This is a genomic window from Bradyrhizobium sp. AZCC 1578, from assembly GCF_036924675.1.
Classification (GTDB): domain Bacteria; phylum Pseudomonadota; class Alphaproteobacteria; order Rhizobiales; family Xanthobacteraceae; genus Bradyrhizobium.
Genome location: NZ_JAZHRZ010000001.1, coordinates 3,723,456 through 3,739,759 on the forward strand (window position 1 = coordinate 3,723,456; position 16,304 = coordinate 3,739,759).

The 16,304-nt window shown below is 63.1% G+C and carries 13 protein-coding genes; 4 read left to right on the forward strand and 9 right to left on the reverse strand.

Annotated features, from left to right (window positions below):
* Nucleotides 1-23: 23 nt before the first annotated feature.
* From V1290_RS17690 to V1290_RS17725, 8 genes are all read right to left on the reverse strand, one after another.
* Complete coding sequence (locus V1290_RS17690; RefSeq protein ID WP_334365593.1) at nucleotides 24-2,981, reverse strand: 2-oxoglutarate dehydrogenase E1 component; 2,958 nt, start codon at nucleotides 2,979-2,981, stop codon at nucleotides 24-26.
* A 135-nt stretch (nucleotides 2,982-3,116) separates the two neighbouring features.
* On the reverse strand, nucleotides 3,117-4,001 hold the full coding sequence (gene sucD, locus V1290_RS17695; protein WP_057842589.1) for a succinate--CoA ligase subunit alpha: 885 nt from the start codon (nucleotides 3,999-4,001) through the stop codon (nucleotides 3,117-3,119).
* A 39-nt stretch (nucleotides 4,002-4,040) separates the two neighbouring features.
* The gene (locus V1290_RS17700; protein ID WP_065744742.1) at nucleotides 4,041-4,517 is read right to left on the reverse strand and encodes a DUF1579 family protein; all 477 of its coding nucleotides are present in this window, start codon (nucleotides 4,515-4,517) and stop codon (nucleotides 4,041-4,043) included.
* 2 nt (nucleotides 4,518-4,519) lie between these two features.
* Complete coding sequence (gene sucC, locus V1290_RS17705; protein WP_334365594.1) at nucleotides 4,520-5,719, reverse strand: ADP-forming succinate--CoA ligase subunit beta; 1,200 nt, start codon at nucleotides 5,717-5,719, stop codon at nucleotides 4,520-4,522.
* A 130-nt stretch (nucleotides 5,720-5,849) separates the two neighbouring features.
* Complete coding sequence (mdh, locus tag V1290_RS17710; RefSeq protein WP_065744744.1) at nucleotides 5,850-6,818, reverse strand: malate dehydrogenase; 969 nt, start codon at nucleotides 6,816-6,818, stop codon at nucleotides 5,850-5,852.
* Between the two features lie 257 nt (nucleotides 6,819-7,075).
* On the reverse strand, nucleotides 7,076-8,260 hold the full coding sequence (zapE, locus tag V1290_RS17715; RefSeq protein WP_334365595.1) for a cell division protein ZapE: 1,185 nt from the start codon (nucleotides 8,258-8,260) through the stop codon (nucleotides 7,076-7,078).
* A 200-nt stretch (nucleotides 8,261-8,460) separates the two neighbouring features.
* Nucleotides 8,461-8,997 (reverse strand): RNA 2',3'-cyclic phosphodiesterase, encoded by a 537-nt coding sequence (gene thpR / locus V1290_RS17720; protein WP_028348494.1) that lies wholly within the window; start codon nucleotides 8,995-8,997, stop codon nucleotides 8,461-8,463.
* Nucleotides 8,998-9,177: 180 nt separating this feature from the next.
* Nucleotides 9,178-9,888 (reverse strand): arylesterase, encoded by a 711-nt coding sequence (locus V1290_RS17725; protein ID WP_442895064.1) that lies wholly within the window; start codon nucleotides 9,886-9,888, stop codon nucleotides 9,178-9,180.
* On the opposite strand from V1290_RS17725, the gene V1290_RS17730 reads away from it, so the two are divergent.
* The 4 genes from V1290_RS17730 to V1290_RS17745 all read left to right on the forward strand — a co-directional run bounded on the left by V1290_RS17730 (nucleotide 9,887) and on the right by V1290_RS17745 (nucleotide 15,044).
* Nucleotides 9,887-10,600, forward strand: a complete 714-nt coding sequence (locus V1290_RS17730; RefSeq protein ID WP_334365596.1) for an ABC transporter ATP-binding protein — start codon at nucleotides 9,887-9,889, stop codon at nucleotides 10,598-10,600. The two genes, V1290_RS17725 and V1290_RS17730, sit on opposite strands and share 2 nt — an antisense overlap.
* Nucleotides 10,597-13,167, forward strand: a complete 2,571-nt coding sequence (locus V1290_RS17735; protein ID WP_334365597.1) for an ABC transporter permease — start codon at nucleotides 10,597-10,599, stop codon at nucleotides 13,165-13,167. The genes V1290_RS17730 and V1290_RS17735 overlap by 4 nt, the downstream gene beginning before the upstream one ends.
* 242 nt (nucleotides 13,168-13,409) lie before the next feature.
* Nucleotides 13,410-14,201 carry a Bax inhibitor-1/YccA family protein gene (locus tag V1290_RS17740; RefSeq protein ID WP_334365598.1) on the forward strand — a complete coding sequence of 264 codons (792 nt, stop codon included), beginning with the start codon at nucleotides 13,410-13,412 and terminating at the stop codon, nucleotides 14,199-14,201.
* Between the two features lie 312 nt (nucleotides 14,202-14,513).
* On the forward strand, nucleotides 14,514-15,044 hold the full coding sequence (locus tag V1290_RS17745) for a GNAT family N-acetyltransferase (protein WP_334365599.1): 531 nt from the start codon (nucleotides 14,514-14,516) through the stop codon (nucleotides 15,042-15,044).
* Between the two features lie 112 nt (nucleotides 15,045-15,156).
* Here V1290_RS17745 and V1290_RS17750 read toward each other — a convergent pair whose 3' ends face one another.
* Nucleotides 15,157-15,528: a DUF2794 domain-containing protein gene (locus tag V1290_RS17750; RefSeq protein ID WP_334365600.1), complete on the reverse strand. Its 372-nt coding sequence runs from the start codon at nucleotides 15,526-15,528 to the stop codon at nucleotides 15,157-15,159.
* Between the last annotated feature and the right edge of the window lie 776 nt (nucleotides 15,529-16,304).

Genomic DNA, 16,304 nt, shown 5'->3' on the forward strand with positions numbered 1-16,304 from the left:
GGCATGACGACTTGGGGCAATTGCTAGTTCAGCGCCTCATCCAGCATGGCCTTGAGTTGCGCCAGATGCTTCGACATCAAACCGGTGGCGGTTGCCGCCGAGGCGGCGCGGCCGGCGTAACGCGGACGCCGGTTCGGCGCGTGGATCTGGTTCAGCACCCATTCGAGGTAGGGCTCGATGAAATGCCATGCGCCCATGTTGCGCGGCTCTTCCTGGCACCACACCACTTCGGCGTTCTTGAAGCGGACGAGCTCCTGCACCAGCGCCTTCAGCGGCACCGGATAGAGCTGCTCGACGCGCAGGATGTAGATGTCGTCGATGCCGCGCTTCTCGCGCTCCTCGTAAAGATCGTAATAGACCTTGCCCGAGCACAGCAGGACGCGGCGGATCTTGTCGTCAGGCGCCAGCTTGATCTTCTCGTCGGGCAGCATCTGCGCGTCATCGTACAGAATGCGGTGGAACGTCGTGTCCTTGCCGAGCTCATCGAGCCGCGAGACCGCGCGCTTGTGGCGCAACAGCGACTTCGGCGTCATCACGATCAGGGGCTTGCGGATCTCGCGATGTAACTGGCGCCGTAGCACGTGGAAGTAATTCGCCGGCGTGGTCGGATACACCACCTGCATGTTGTCTTCGGCGCACATCTGCAGGAAACGCTCAAGCCGCGCCGAGGAGTGCTCCGGTCCCTGCCCTTCATAGCCATGTGGCAGCAAGCAGACGAGACCGGACATGCGCAGCCATTTGCGTTCGCCGGAAGAGATGAACTGGTCGAACAGCACCTGCGCACCGTTGGCGAAGTCACCGAACTGGGCTTCCCACATCGCCAGCGCCTTCGGCTCGGCCAGCGAATAACCGTACTCGAAGCCGAGCACCGCCTCTTCGGACAGCAGCGAGTTGATGACCTCGTAGTGGCCCTGATCGTGGCCAAGGTGGTTGAACGGCGTGTAGCGGCTCTCGTCTTCCTGGTCGATCAGCACCGAATGGCGCTGCGAGAAGGTGCCGCGTTCGGAATCCTGGCCGGATAGCCGGACGTGGTGGCCTTCCTGCATCAGCGTGCAGAACGCCAGCGCTTCGCCGGTCGCCCAGTCGATGCCGACACCGTTGTCGATGGCCTTGGCGCGGTTTTCCAGGAAACGCTGGATCGTGCGGTGAACCCGGAAACCGTCCGGCACCTTGGTGATCTTGCGCCCGATATCCTTGAGGATACCGACATCGACGCCGGTGACGCCGCGGCGAGCGTCTTCTTCCTGGTCGGCGGATTTGAAGCCGGCCCATTTCCCGTCGAGCCAGTCGGCCTTGTTGGGCTTGTAGCCGGAGCCTGCCTCGAGCTCGGCATCGAGCCGCGCGCGCCAGTCGGCCTTCGCCTTCCCGACCTCGCCTTCGGTCAGCACGCCGTCGGCGACCAGGCGCTTGGCGTAGAGTTCGAGCGTCGACGGATGCGAGGCGATGTGCTTGTACATCACCGGCTGGGTAAACGCCGGCTCATCGCCCTCGTTATGGCCGTGCCTGCGATAGCAGAACATGTCGATCACGACCGGCTTGTGGAATTTCTGCCGGAACTCGATCGCGACCTTCGCCGCGAACACCACCGCTTCCGGATCGTCGCCGTTCACGTGGAAGATCGGCGCATCGATCATCTTCGCCACGTCGGACGGATATGGCGAGGAACGCGAATAGCGCGGATAGGTGGTGAAGCCGATCTGGTTGTTGACGATGAAATGCAGCGAGCCGCCGGTGCGGTAGCCCTTCAGGTCGGAGAGGCTGAAGCATTCCGCCACCACGCCCTGGCCGGCGAACGCGGCGTCGCCGTGCAGCAGCAGCGGCAGCACCGAGATGCGCATGTCGGGCGGATCGCCGTGCTGGTCCTGCTTGGCGCGCACCTTGCCGAGCACGACGGGGTCGACGATTTCCAGATGCGACGGGTTGGCGGTCAGCGACAGATGGATCTTGTTGCCGTCGAACTCGCGGTCGGACGACGCGCCGAGGTGATACTTCACGTCGCCCGAGCCTTCGACGTCCTCGGGATTGGCGGAGCCGCCCTTGAATTCATGGAACAGCGCGCGGTGCGACTTGCCCATCACCTGCGTCAGCACGTTGAGGCGGCCGCGATGCGGCATGCCCAAAACGATCTCCTTCACGCCGAGATTGCCGCCGCGCTTGATGATCTGCTCCAGCGCGGGGATCAACGACTCGGCCCCGTCGAGGCCGAAACGCTTGGTGCCGGTGAATTTGAGATCGCAGAATTTTTCGAAACCTTCGGCTTCGATCAGCTTGTTGAGGATGGCGCGGCGCCCTTCCGGCGTAAAACTGATTTCCTTGTCCGGCCCCTCGATGCGCTCCTGGATCCAGGCCTTCTGCGCCGCGTTGCTGATGTGCATGAACTCGACGCCGAGCGTCTGGCAGTAGGTGCGCTCGCAGATCGCGACGATCTCGCGCAGCGAGCCGTATTCGAGCCCGAGCACATGATCGAGGAAGATCTTGCGGTCGAAATCGGCCTCGGTGAAGCCATAGGTGCGCGGATCGAGCTCTTCGCGATCGCGCGGCGCTTCGATGCCGAGCGGATCGAGCTTGGCGTGGAAATGACCGCGCATGCGGTAGGCGCGGATCAGCATCAGGGCGCGAACCGAATCGCGCGTCGCCTGGTTGACGTCGGCAGGGGATAGTTCGGCGCCCTTGGCCTGCGCCTTGGCGGCTAGCTTGGCGCCGACGGCCCTCTCGACGGTGACCCAGTTACCGTCCAGCGCCGAGGTCAGTTCGTCCTGCGGCGTGATCGGCCAGTTGTCGCGGCCCCAGGAAGGCCCCTCGGCGTTCTTCTGGACGTCGGCCGGGGTGTCTTTCAGGCTCTTGAAGAATTGCTGCCAGTCGCTGTCGACCGAGCCGGGGTCCTGCTCGTAGCGGGCGTAGAGCTCGTCGATATAGGTGGCGTTGGTGCCTTGCAAAAATGAGGAAAGGGCAAATGCTGCGTTCGCGTCCTGGCGAGACATGATGGCGTCCTGGTGAGTTTCGCTTTGCGCGTGGAAAACGGCGCTGTAGCCGGTCCGGGAGGCCCGAACCAGCTCGGTAAGAAGCTTTACCCTATTTAAGACGGATATTCCCGCCTAAAAGGACCAAGAACTGAATTAAGATTTCAACTTTTCGGCAAGGGTATGTCCGAGCCGTGCCGGCGACGGAGACACCGTAATTCCGGCCGCCTCCATGGCCGCCGTCTTGGAACCTGCGTCACCCTTGCCGCCGGAAATGATGGCACCGGCATGCCCCATGCGGCGGCCGGGAGGGGCGGTGACGCCCGCGATGAAGCCAACCATCGGCTTTTTCCGGCCGCGCTTGGCTTCGTCCTTGATGAACTGGGCGGCGTCTTCCTCGGCCGAGCCGCCGATTTCACCAATCATGATGATCGAGGTGGTTTTCTCGTCCTTGAGGAACATCTCCAGCACGTCGATGAATTCGGTACCCTTGACCGGGTCGCCGCCGATGCCGACCGCGGTGGTCTGACCGAGGCCCTCCTGGGTGGTCTGGAAAACGGCCTCATAAGTCAACGTGCCCGAACGGGAAACGATCCCGACGCTGCCCGGCTTGAAGATATTGGCCGGCATGATGCCGATCTTGCACTCGCCCGCCGTCATCACGCCCGGGCAGTTCGGCCCGATCAGGCGGGATTTCGATCCCGACAACGAACGCTTCACGCGCACCATGTCCAGCACCGGAATGCCCTCGGTGATGCAGACGATCAGCGGAATCTCCGCATCGATCGCTTCGCAGATCGCGTCTGCCGCACCCGGCGGCGGGACATAGATCACGCTGGCGTCAGCGCCGGTCTTCTCGCGCGCCTCACGAACGGTGTCGAAGACGGGCAAGCCGAGATGCGTCGAGCCGCCCTTACCCGGCGAGGTGCCGCCGACCATCTTGGTGCCATACGCGATCGCGGCTTCCGAATGGAACGTGCCGTTCTTGCCCGTAAAACCCTGGCAGATGACTTTGGTGTTGCTGTCGATCAGAACGGACATGATTGCGAACGCTTTCTTCGGTGACCGTGAACGAGGGGGTTAATGAATGCGACGGTACGTGCCGGTGAGCACGTCGGCCCATCCTTCGGCATCAGGCGAGAACTGGATCTTCATGGTGTAGTTGTTGTCGTCGACGACTTCGTAGACGTGGCGCGCATTGCCGCGCAGCGAGCCGCGCACCAGGGTCAGCTTGTTGCCGACCCAGGCGCCCGAGGCCGGCGCCGGCGAATAGTAGCCGAGCGAATCGTGCCAGAATAATTTGTAGGTCCGGTCGTCGCGGTCATAGGTGAACACGCCGTGGGTGGCGAAAGCCTCCTTGCCGTCGCGCATCTGACGGGTGTCCTGAATCAGGTAAAAGCCGTTGAGATCGACGCGCGCGACCACATGCGAGGTCGCCGGACCGCCTGCGGTCCAGCGCGACGGATAGACCATTTCCTCGCCCGCCCACTCGCCCGCAAAAACCGCGAGCCGGCGGTGTTCTTCCAGCGGTGTCGGTGCGGCGAGATGGTCAGCCATCGCTAGCCTCCCTTGACGGCTTTCACGATTTTCTGTGCGGCATCGTCGAGATTGTCGGCAGGTACCACGTTGAGGCCGGATTCGCGGATGATCTGCTTGCCGGCGTCGACATTGGTGCCTTCGAGCCGCACCACCAGCGGCACTTTCAGGCCGACTTCCTTCACGGCGGCGACCACGCCTTCGGCGATGATGTCGCACTTCATGATGCCGCCGAAGATGTTGACCAGGATGCCCTTCACGTTCGGGTCGGCGGTTATGATCTTGAACGCCGCCGCCACCTTCTCCTTGCTGGCGCCGCCGCCGACGTCGAGGAAGTTGGCGGGCTCCATGCCGTAGAGCTTGATGATGTCCATGGTCGCCATCGCAAGGCCGGCGCCGTTGACCATGCAGCCGATGGTGCCGTCGAGCGTGACGTAATTGAGGTCGTACTTCGACGCCTCGACCTCCTTGGCATCTTCCTCGGTCAAATCGCGCAACGCCACCGCCACGTCGGGATGGCGGAACAGCGCGTTGTCGTCGAACGACACCTTGGCATCGAGCACGCGCAGTTCGCCCTGCTTGGTGACGACGAGCGGATTGATCTCCAGCATCGCCATGTCCTTGGCAACGAAGGCCGTGTAGAGCTGCGTCACCAGCTTCTCCGCCTGCTTGGCAAGATCGCCGGTGAGCTTCAGGGCCTTCGCGACCGTGCGGCCGTGATGAGCCATGATGCCGGTTGCCGGATCGACGGAGAATGTCACGATCTTCTCAGGCGTGTTGTGGGCGACGTCCTCGATATTGACGCCGCCTTCGGTCGAGACCACGAACGCGACTTCGGAAGTTTCACGGTCGACCAGGATTGAGAGATAAAACTCCTTGTCGATGTCGGAGCCTTCCTCGATGTAGAGGCGATTGACCTGCTTGCCCTGCGGCCCGGTCTGCACCGTGACCAGCGTCGCCCCCAGCATCTGCTTGGCGAATTCGTTGACCTCGGCGACTGATTTCGCGATGCGGACGCCGCCCTTGTCGCCGGCGGAAGCTTCCTTGAATTTGCCCTTGCCGCGGCCGCCGGCATGGATCTGGCTCTTCACCACCCAGATCGGGCCGGGAAGCTGTTTGGCGGCAGCTTCCGAATCCGAGGCCTTCAAGACAGGCACGCCACGCGAAATCGGCACGCCGAATTCATGCAGCAGAGCCTTGGCCTGGTATTCGTGGATATTCATTTGGACGCTCCCCAAAACCCTTAGCGGCGAGTTTTACAGTTCACCGGCATTGGTAGTTGGCATACCATATACCAAGATAACTGCAACCTGAAAAACTTTCGCCCCGGCAAGGGGCGAAAGCTGAGTAAAATCAACGACCGAGCAAGTCGGGCGCGATCTTCTTGCAGGCGTCGACCAGGCCCTGAACCGCGCCGACCGACTTGTCGAAGGCTTCGCGATCCTTGCCGGCCAGCTCGATCTCGACGATGCGCTCGACGCCCTTCGAGCCGATCACGACGGGGACGCCGACATACATGTCCTTCACGCTGTACTCGCCGTTGAGATAGGCGGCGCAGGGCAGCACGCGCTTCTTGTCCTTCAGATAGCTCTCGGCCATCGCGATCGCCGAAGCGGCCGGGGCGTAGAACGCCGAACCGGTCTTCAGGAGATTGACGATCTCAGCGCCGCCGTTGCGGGTGCGGTCGACGATCTCGTCGATGCGGGTCTGCGAGGTCCAGCCCATCTTGACGAGGTCGGGCAGCGGAATGCCGGCGACCGTGGAGTAGCGCGTCAACGGCACCATGGTGTCGCCATGGCCGCCGAGCACGAAAGCGGTGACGTCCTCGACCGAGACGTGGAATTCGTCGGCCAGGAAGTAGCGGAACCGCGCGGAGTCGAGCACGCCAGCCATGCCCACCACCTTCTTGTGCGGCAGGCCGGAAGCCTTCTGCAGCGCCCACACCATCGCATCCAGCGGGTTGGTGATGCAGATGACGAACGCATCGGGCGCATACTTCTTGATGCCGGCGCCGACCTGCTCCATGACCTTGAGATTGATGCTCAGGAGGTCGTCGCGGCTCATGCCGGGCTTGCGCGGCACGCCGGCGGTGACGATGCAGACCTTGGCGCCATCGAGCGCCTCATAGGAATTGGCGCCTGTCAGATGGGCGTCGAAACCGTCGACCGGCGAAGATTGCGCGATGTCGAGCGCTTTACCCTGGGGGACGCCCTCGGCAATGTCGAACATCACGACGTCGCCAAGCTCCTTCAGGCCGACGAGGTGAGCCAGCGTTCCGCCGATCTGACCGGAGCCAATCAAAGCAATCTTGTCGCGCGCCATGGGAAATTTGTCCTTCTGAGACGAAGAGTGAGGGTGGATAATCAGTCGGATGGCTGGTTATCCCTTTCGAATGGCCGGTTCAAGCCGGGGCATGCCCGATTCTAAGGCCGCGCCTTGAATTCGGTCAGGTATGCCACGACCGTCATCCCCGTCATTGCGAGCGAAGGGAAGCAATCCACCTCTCCACTCGGGGATAGATGGATCGCTTCGTCGCTTTGCTCCTCGCAATGACGGGGAAAGACCAATGACGGAAGAGACTACGTCTCCACCAGCCCGGTGCTCGATCCGCTGGCCGCGGAATCCTTCCTTCCGTGTGGAAGCGCCAAATAGGATTCGGAACTCATTTCGATCAGACGCGACGCGGTCCGCTTGAACTCGTTGGCTTCAACGCCCTCGGCAGCGACATACAGCGACACCGGATCGGCCTCGGCCGAGGCCATCAGCTTCACCGCGTTGTCGTAGAGCGTGTCGATCAGCGAGATAAAGCGCTTGGCGGCGTTGCGCTCGGCGTAATCCATCACTGGAATGCGATCGATCAGGATGGTGTGATAGTCGTGCGCCAGCCGCAGATAGTCCGACGCGGCCAGCGGCTTTTCGCAGATATCGGCAAAGGAAAATCGCGCCACGCCGTGCGCCGAACACGGCACCCGCAGGACGCGGCCCTTGATCGCAATGTCGCGCGGCTTGCACGGCGCGTTGCCGGTCATCTTACGCCAGGCGCGGTCGAGGGCGGCGCCGGCTTCATCATCCGGCGGCACCAGCCACATCTTGACACCGGCCAGTTTTTCCAACCGGAAATCGGTGCGGGCATCGAGCCGCAGGACATCCATGCGGTCTTCGATCTGCGAAATGAACGGCAGGAACAGCGCGCGGTTGAGCCCGCCCTTGTAGAGGTCTTCGGGCGCGACGTTGGAAGTCGCGACCATGACGGTGCCGAGTTCGAATAGTTTTGAGAACAGCCGGCCCAGGATCATGGCGTCGGCGATGTCGGTGACATGGAATTCGTCGAAGCACAGCAGCCATGCCTCGTCGAAGATCGCGTTGGCCGTCAGCTCGATCACGTCGCTATCTTCGATTTCACCGCGCGCGATGTTCTGGCGGTAGGCGTAGATCTTCTCATGCGCCTCGGCCATGAACTCGTGGAAGTGGGCGCGGCGCTTGCGCTGGACCGGGCTCTGCTGAAAGAACAGGTCCATCAGCATGGTCTTGCCGCGGCCGACCTCGCCGTGAATGTAAAGCCCGCGCGGCGGCGGCTCGCTTTTGTCGCCGAACAATCGGCCGAGCAGGCTCACCTTGCGCGCCGGCTTGTAGCTCGACAGCCGCTCCTCAAGTGCGGCAAACGCCTCGGCAGCTTCCGCCTGCGCGGGATCGGCCTCGATCGCGCCGGAGGAAACCAGAGCCTGATACTGTGCGCGGAACGAGGTGGGGTCAGTCGACAGCATGGCCCCTTTCGGCCTCAAGCGAGCGGAAATTGCAAGCCGTGAATTGGTGCTGGGGGTATGCAAACATGGACCATCATACCCGTGAACCCAGGGTATCCAGTACGCCGCGGCTCCTCGGTTCTATCGCAGGTGTCTCTAGTATACTGGATCATCCGCTTTCGCGGATGATGACAGCGGTGGACGTGACGCGCACCAAGCCCTCACGCACTCAGCGCATAGGAATCCTCGACCACATAAGGCCCGCCGCCGGTGGACGCGCGGGACGAGAACAACACGAAGCGCGAAGCCCAGAACGTGCGGCTCGGGAAATAGCCGCGCACCGAGAGATAATCGGCAACGTCCTGGCTGGAGGCGTCGTGCAGCCGCGCCAGCGTCACATGGGGAATGAATTTGCGCCCCTCCGGGTCGAGCCCGAGCCGCTGCATCAGCCGTTCGAGTTCGGCCTGCAGCTCGATCAGCGGCCGGCTCGGCTCGACGGAAGCGACCACTGCGCGCGGTTTCTTGCCGCCAAAGCTCTGCAGGCCCTGCACCTTGACCTCGAACGGCTTGCGGTTGACGCGAAACAGCATCGAGGCGATTTCATTCGCCGACATGCCGTCGATATCGCCGATGAAGCGCAAGGTGACGTGATAATTTTCGGGATCGATCCAGCGTGCGCCGGGAAGGCCGCCACGCAAATTGGAAAGGCTCTGGCCGATCTCGGCCGGAATTTCCAGTCCAGCAAACAAACGTGGCATCGCATGACTCCCGATGCTTGGGCATGACCTTAAAAAGGACCATGTCCTGTAACAGCGCCCGGTGACGAATCACCGATAGTTATTTTCTATCCGACTTATGTGACTCTGCGAAGCACGCGGGGCGAGCACTCCGCAATGCTACGGGAAAACCTTGGGGTAACCTCATTCGTTGCTGCTTTTTCAACTCCGCTGCCCGGAGATCGTGCCGATAAATGCCTCCACCATGGGCAGAATATTCTTCACGATGACATCGATACCCTCGGCGGTCGGATGAATTCCGTCGGCCTGGTTGAGCTTGGCCTCACTCGCAACCCCCTCCAGGAAAAATGGGTAGAGCGGCACGCCGTACGATTTGGATAGCTCCGGATAGATGGCGTTGAAGCGCGCCGCATATTCGCTGCCGTAATTGGGCGGCGCCAGCATCCCGCACAAGAGAACCGCGATCTTGCGCGCCTTCAGCCGGGTCAGGATATCGCTCAGCGCCGCTCGGGTGACGGCGGGGTCGATGCCGCGGAGCGCATCGTTGGCGCCGAGTTCGAGAATCACCGCCTCGGTTCCCTCCGGGATCGACCAGTCCAGCCGGTCGCGACCGCCGGACGTGGTATCGCCGGACACTCCGGCGTTAATCATATCGACCTTTATCCCCTTGTCGCTTAACGCTTTTTGCAGGCGGGCGGGGAACGCTGCCGGCGCAGACAGGCCGAGGCCAGCGCTCAAGGAATCACCGAGGACGACCATTTTGACCGGTTTGGCGGGTGCAGTGGCCGGGGCTTGAGTCTGGGCCAAAACCGGCCCGGCCGTCATCAAAGCCACAATCAACACGCGTATGTGCGCAAACATCCGTTTCAAGCCCTCGACCCGAGCGGTGGAAGTGCCATATGACCGAGCCATGGACAGTCTCATCGAACCCTCTTCACTCACCGGCGTCGGGCCGGACACCATTTCCATCTCCAACGTCAACCTCTCGCTCGGCACAGGCGCCGCCCGCGTTCATATCCTGAAAGATATCAGCCTTCGTGTGGCATCCGGCGAGGCGATCGGCCTGATCGGGCCGTCAGGTTCGGGCAAATCGACCTTGCTGATGGTGATGGCGGGGTTGGAACGTCCTGACAGCGGAGAGGTGGTGGTCAACGGCACGCCGTTCAATGCCCTCGACGAGGACGCCCTCGCCCGCTTCCGCGGCCGCCGGGTCGGCATCGTGTTCCAGTCGTTTCATCTGATCCCGACCATGACGGCGCTGGAAAACGTGGCCGTGCCGCTGGAGCTTGCCGGTAGCCCCGACGCGGCGGAGCGCGCGGCGAAGGAATTGGCGTCGGTCGGCCTCGGCGAGCGCCTGCATCATTACCCGACCCAATTGTCCGGTGGCGAACAGCAGCGCGTGGCGCTGGCTCGCGCCCTGGCACCCGATCCCGCCATTCTCGTCGCGGACGAGCCGACCGGCAATCTCGATGAAACCACCGGCAAGCAGATCGTCGACATGCTCTTCACCAAACACGCCGAGCGCGGCATGACGCTGGTGCTGGTGACGCACGACAGCTCGCTGGCGCAGCGCTGCGACCGCGTGGTGCGGCTGCGCTCAGGCCGGATCGACGGGCACTCATGACCGCGATTTCCGAGCCGGTCTACAAGAGCCGCGCATCCTCGCTGGCGCCGCGTTACGCGCTTCGCGAATTGCGCGGCGGCTTGCGCGGCTTCTACGTCTTCATCGCCTGCATCGCGCTCGGCGTCATGGCAATTGCCGGCGTCGGCTCGGTGGCGGCAAGCCTTAGCGAAGGTCTGACCCGCGAGGGCCGAACATTGCTCGGCGGCGACGTCGCATTCTCGCTGATCCAGCGTGAGGCCAAGCCGGAGGAGCTCGCTTTCCTGCGCGCGCGCGGCCAGGTGTCGGTCGCGGCCGCGCTGCGGGTGATGGCCCGCGCCAGCGACGGCAAGCTGGCGCTGGTCGAGCTCAAGGCGGTCGACGGCAACTATCCGATGCTCGGACAGTTGACGCTTGATCCCCAAATGCCGACGTCGGATCTGCTGGCTGAACGCGATGGCGCGTTCGGCGCGGCGGTCGATTCCACCCTGCTGGCGCGGCTCGATCTCAAGCTCGGCGACCGCATCGGCATCGGCAATGCCACGGTCCAGATTCGCAGCGTGGTTGGCGCCGAGCCGGACAAGCTCGCCGGCAATGTCGGCCTGGGCCCGCGCGTACTGGTCAGCGAGCGGAGCCTGCGCGCCAGCGGATTGCTGCAGCCGGGCAGCCTGGTGCGCTGGATGTACCGGGTTAAATTGCCGGACAATGCGGCCGACGAACGCGACGCCGCCCAATTGGTCAACAGCGCCCGGAGCGCCTTGCCGGAAGCCGGCTGGTGGATCCGCAGCCGCGACAATGCCTCGCCGCAGCTCGAACGCACCATCAACCGCTTCACCCAATTCCTGACGCTGGTTGGCCTCGCGGCCCTTCTGGTCGGCGGCGTCGGCGTCGCCAATGCCGTCAAGAGCCATATCGATCGCCGACGCGACGTCATCGCCTCGTTCAAGGCGCTTGGCGCCACCGGGCGCGACGTCTTCACCATCTACCTGACGCAGGTGATCGTGCTCGCCGGGATCGGCTCGATGATCGGGCTTGCCGCCGGCGCGGCCTTGCCGTTTGTCATCGTCGGCCTGTTTGGCAAGCTGCTGCCGCTGCCGGTGATCCCTGCCCTGCACGCCGACGAACTGGCGCTGTCGTTCCTCTACGGCCTGCTCACCGCGCTCGCCTTCGGGCTGTGGCCGCTCGGCCGGGTCCATGATGTCCCGGTCGCGGCATTGTTCCGCGAAGAGGTCGCCCGCGAATGGCACCGTCCGCGCTGGAGCTATCTCGCGCTGATGGCCGTGGTGATCGTGCTCCTGGTCGCGGTCGCGATCGGGCTGGCCTATGACAAGCGGGTCGCCGCCGTGTTCGTCGTCGCTTCGGTTGCGGTGTTTGCACTGTTGCGCGGCGTCGCTGCCGGCCTGATGGCGCTGGCGCGGCGCCTGCCGCGGTCCAGCATCACCATGCTGCGGCTGGCGATCGCCAATATCTACCGGCCCGGCGCGCTGACGCCGTCGGTTGTGATGTCGCTCGGGCTGGGGCTCGCGGTCCTCGTCACCATTACCCAGATCGACGGCAACCTGCGCCGGCAGTTCCTGGCCGCGCTGCCGGAGCGGGCGCCCTCATTCTACTTCATCGACATTCCGACCGCCGACGCCGACCGCTTCGGCGCCTTCCTCAAGCAGATCGCGCCGCAATCCACCGTCGACGACGTGCCTATGCTGCGCGGGCGCATCGTTGCCGCCCGCGGCGTCAGGGCGGACGAACTCAAACCCTCGCAGGATACCGAATGGGTGCTGCAGAGTGACCGCGGCCTGACCTATACCGGCGAAGTTCCAAAAGGCTCGAAGGTGGTCGAAGGCGAATGGTGGAGCGCGGACTACAAGGGGCCGCCGCTGGTCTCGCTGGAGAAGAAGATCGCCGACGGGCTGAAGCTCAAGATCGGCGACGAGATCGTCGTCAACGTGCTCGGCCGCGACATCGCGGCCAAAATCGGCAATCTGCGCAACGTCGACTGGCAGGGGCTCGGCATCAATTTCGTGCTGGTGTTCTCACCCAACGCCTTCAGGGGCGCGCCGCACAGCCATGTCGCGACCCTATCGGAGCTCCACCCCGACCCGGCAGGCGACGCCCGAATCATCAAGCAGGTGGCGGACGCCTTTCCGATGGTGACCAGCGTTCGGGTCCGCGAGGCGCTCGATACCGTCGGCACCGTCGTCACCAACCTCGTGCTCGCCATCCGCGGCGCCAGTGCAGTGACGTTGATCTCGGCGATCCTGGTGCTCGGCGGCGCGCTCGCCGCAGGCCATCGCCACCGGGTCTATGACGCGGTCATCCTGAAGACGCTCGGCGCAACCCGGGTGCGTCTGCTCGGGGCCTATGCGCTCGAGTACCTCATGATCGGCCTCGCGACGGCCATATTCGGCGTGATCGCGGGCTCGATCGCGGCATGGCTGATCGTGACCAGGCTGATGACGCTCAGCTTCATCTGGCAGGCCGGCAGCGCGGCCGGGGTGGTCGCAGCCGCCCTGATCGTCACGGTGGGGCTGGGGCTCGCCGGAACGTTGTTGGCCCTAAACCAAAAGCCGGCCAGCGTGTTACGGAATTTGTGACAATTTGTAGCGGCGGAAGGCAGGGGTTAACACTGCTTTTACCCGGAAATCGTCGCGAGAAGCGACATTCAGCCGCGCGTGGAAGCTTGCATCGAATGTGCTAGTTTCCCACATACCAGCCAAGATCAGTGGCCGGGTTGATGACGTAAGATTAACGTCGGCAGATCGGGACATCTGAGATAGAAATCTAACCGGCGCCGCAAACCCTTGCGCTCCGCCGGGCAACCAACGGGAATTCGACCATGTCGGACCTAGACCGTAATTACGCTTCTCCTTTCGGCCGGGCTGCCGGACGCGTTGACGCTGCGGCCGTCGATGCCGGTCTGCGCGCCTACATGCTGCGCATCTACAACTACATGAGCATCGGCCTGGCGATCACCGGCCTTGCGGCGCTCGGCGTCTACATGGCCGCGGTGACCACCGACCAGGCCGGCGCCGTCGCCAGGTTCGGCAACGCCTACCTGACGCAGTTCGGCTACGCGATGTATGTCAGCCCGCTGAAGTGGCTGTTCATCCTCGCGCCGCTGGCGATGGTGTTCGCGATCTCGGCGGGCATCAACCGGCTGCGGCCCGCGACCGCCCAGATGCTGTTCTGGGTGTTCTCGGCGCTGATGGGCATTTCGCTGTCGTCGATCTTCCTGGTGTATACGCACACCTCGATCGTTCGGGTGTTCTTCATCACCGCGGCGACCTTCGGTGCGCTCAGCCTTTATGGCTACACCACCAAGCGTGACATGAGCGGCATGGGGTCGTTCCTGTTCATGGGTCTGATCGGCGTCATCATCGCGAGCCTGGTAAACCTGTTCCTGGCGAGTTCGATGCTGCAGTTCATCGTCTCGGTGGTCGGCGTGCTGGTGTTCGCGGGCCTCACCGCCTGGGATACCCAGCGGCTGAAGAACGAGTACATCTACGGCTACGCTTCGGGAGGCGCTGACGTTGAAGAGCGTGCGGCGATTACCGGCGCACTGTCGCTCTACCTGAACTTCATCAACCTGTTCACGCTGCTCCTGCAGCTCCTCGGCCAGCGCGACTAAGCGCTGCCGATCAGGTTCAAGGGTTAAAGCCCCGGCCTCGCGGCCGGGGCTTTTGTTTTGCTCAGTGACCGTCAGTCCCGGCTTGCCGCCTTCACTAAAGCTTCGGCGACCGGGTGCGCTTGGGCCCGGCGAAGCCTTGGCGGAGAAGCCTCGGCGGAGACGGGACCCGGGCATCCACGCCCTGCGCCGTGGCGACAAAGACGTGGATGGCCGGGCATAGGCGAGCGGAAGCGACGCCGTCCTTCAGACGGCTATGCCCGGCCATGACGGAAAGAGCGTTGATCCAGATTTGTCGCCTGATATCCTTTCCCCATGTCCGCTGCCGAAATCCGGCCCGCCACCGAGGCCGACCTCCCCGCCATCACCGAGATCTACGAGCACGCGGTGCGCTACGGCACCGCCACGTTCGAACTCGTCCCGCCCGACCTCGCCGAGATGACCCGGCGATTCAGGACGCTGTCGGATGGCGGCTTTCCCTATTTGGTCGCCGCCGTCGAAGGCCAGGTGATCGGATACGCCTATGCCGGCCCCTACCGGCCACGGCCGGCCTACCGCTTCACGGTGGAGAATTCGGTCTATTTGAAACCGGCCACGCACCGGCGCGGTATCGGCCTGCAACTGATGCAGCGGCTGATCGCCGAATGCGAGGCGCGCGGCTACCGGCAGATGATCGCGGTCATCGGCGACTCCGCCAATGCCGGCTCGATCGGCGTTCACGCCAAATGCGGTTTCCAGATGATCGGGACGCATCCCAGCGTCGGCCTCAAGTTCGGCCGCTGGCTGGACACGGTCATGATGCAGCGCGCGCTCGGCGAAGGCAGCACGACGGTCCCCGCTTCGTAGTCTGACCAAGCGTGGCACCTCTTTGGCGGTACACCGCAGGGCCCAGACTGAAAATCGCGAAAACAACCCCATGCAAAGTAGAATGGGCCCCGGCTCGCAGTAGCCCGGCCGATTAAACCACCGCCAGCTTGCGGTCGATCACCAGCAGCACGCGCTCAAGTTCGTGGCCGCGGCGCAGGATCAGTCCGGTCGCCGAGATCACGCTGTACATGCCCTGCTTGCGCACGAGCCGCGGATCTTTCTCGATGCGATAGATCGGAACTTCGGAAGCGCGGCGGAATACGGAGAACACCGCGCGGTCTTTCAGAAAGTCGATGGCATAGTCGCGCCACTCGCCGTCGGCGACCATGCGCCCATACAGATTGAGGATACGGTTGAGTTCGAGACGATTGAACGTGACGCGATTCGGCGGCGTGCTCGCAGTGGCGACGCGCGCCACTGCGCGGCTATCGCTTGGATCGGTGTCCTCCGATATCAGGGTCATGGAGCGCCTCCTGTCATCCAATTTACATGATCGCGCTAACCGCGGGGCGCCGCAAGGGGGTGCAAATACGAAGGAAACTGCGGCGGATGGCCCGATATCGCTGGAAATATCGATTCACGGGATCGTTAGCGGAATCTTATTGCTGCCCTACTTCCGCCAACCGTCCGCCCCGCTAGATTGCGAAAAGAAAATCCTGCGTTGGCCCGGTCCTTTCGGTTCCGGATTCCTCAGCCCCCAGCCCCCCGGGGCCGTCGGGATCGGGCCTGTTCGCAGAGGGAGTTAATCCCGATACTGGGCCAACGAAAGTTGGTCCTTTTTCGTTTGGGGGACTGTTCTCGCAGATGTCACGCGCGGCCCTGACTTCGCCGATTATGCGACCGCTAATTCAGAGAAAAAGTTAGGCCGCGTAGTCCGGAGCTAACTAATGTAATCACAATAGCTGCAGCGAAGGTTGCAGGCGCGAATGGCCTTGATCACCACCAAGTTGATCATGATGATGCCTCCTCCGCTCGCGGACGGACACCTTCGAAGCCATAGTAAAAGGCAAATGCTGGCGGGCGACAACCCACAGGTTAGGACCATGGGCCCCTCAACCCCGGCTTGGAACTCGCTAAAGCCGCTTTGCTTGACCGCGCCGCTGTTACAAATCAATCAGGCGCGACTGGTGCTCCGACCTATCCTTCTGCGATCTTGTGGTTACGGCGGAGTCGATTTAAGCAAACCGTAAGGTCAATTGCCGCCGATCAGGCCCATCATGGCGCTCGACAGAATCTGAG

Bases quoted from the DNA above. Each gene is read 5' to 3' on its own strand.
- zapE (WP_334365595.1), bottom strand. From the start codon at position 8,260: ATGCTGTCGACTGACCCCACCTCGTTCCGCGCACAGTATCAGGCTCTG.
- mdh (WP_065744744.1), bottom strand. From the start codon at position 6,818: ATGGCGCGCGACAAGATTGCTTTGATTGGCTCCGGTCAGATCGGCGGA.
- V1290_RS17700 (WP_065744742.1), bottom strand. From the start codon at position 4,517: ATGGCTGACCATCTCGCCGCACCGACACCGCTGGAAGAACACCGCCGG.
- sucD (WP_057842589.1), bottom strand. From the start codon at position 4,001: ATGTCCGTTCTGATCGACAGCAACACCAAAGTCATCTGCCAGGGTTTT.
- V1290_RS17750 (WP_334365600.1), bottom strand. From the start codon at position 15,528: ATGACCCTGATATCGGAGGACACCGATCCAAGCGATAGCCGCGCAGTG.
- thpR (WP_028348494.1), bottom strand. From the start codon at position 8,997: ATGCCACGTTTGTTTGCTGGACTGGAAATTCCGGCCGAGATCGGCCAG.
- V1290_RS17735 (WP_334365597.1), top strand. From the start codon at position 10,597: ATGACCGCGATTTCCGAGCCGGTCTACAAGAGCCGCGCATCCTCGCTG.
- V1290_RS17690 (WP_334365593.1), bottom strand. From the start codon at position 2,981: ATGTCTCGCCAGGACGCGAACGCAGCATTTGCCCTTTCCTCATTTTTG.
- V1290_RS17725 (WP_442895064.1), bottom strand. From the start codon at position 9,888: ATGGCTCGGTCATATGGCACTTCCACCGCTCGGGTCGAGGGCTTGAAA.
- sucC (WP_334365594.1), bottom strand. From the start codon at position 5,719: ATGAATATCCACGAATACCAGGCCAAGGCTCTGCTGCATGAATTCGGC.
- V1290_RS17730 (WP_334365596.1), top strand. From the start codon at position 9,887: ATGGACAGTCTCATCGAACCCTCTTCACTCACCGGCGTCGGGCCGGAC.
- V1290_RS17740 (WP_334365598.1), top strand. From the start codon at position 13,410: ATGTCGGACCTAGACCGTAATTACGCTTCTCCTTTCGGCCGGGCTGCC.
- V1290_RS17745 (WP_334365599.1), top strand. From the start codon at position 14,514: ATGTCCGCTGCCGAAATCCGGCCCGCCACCGAGGCCGACCTCCCCGCC.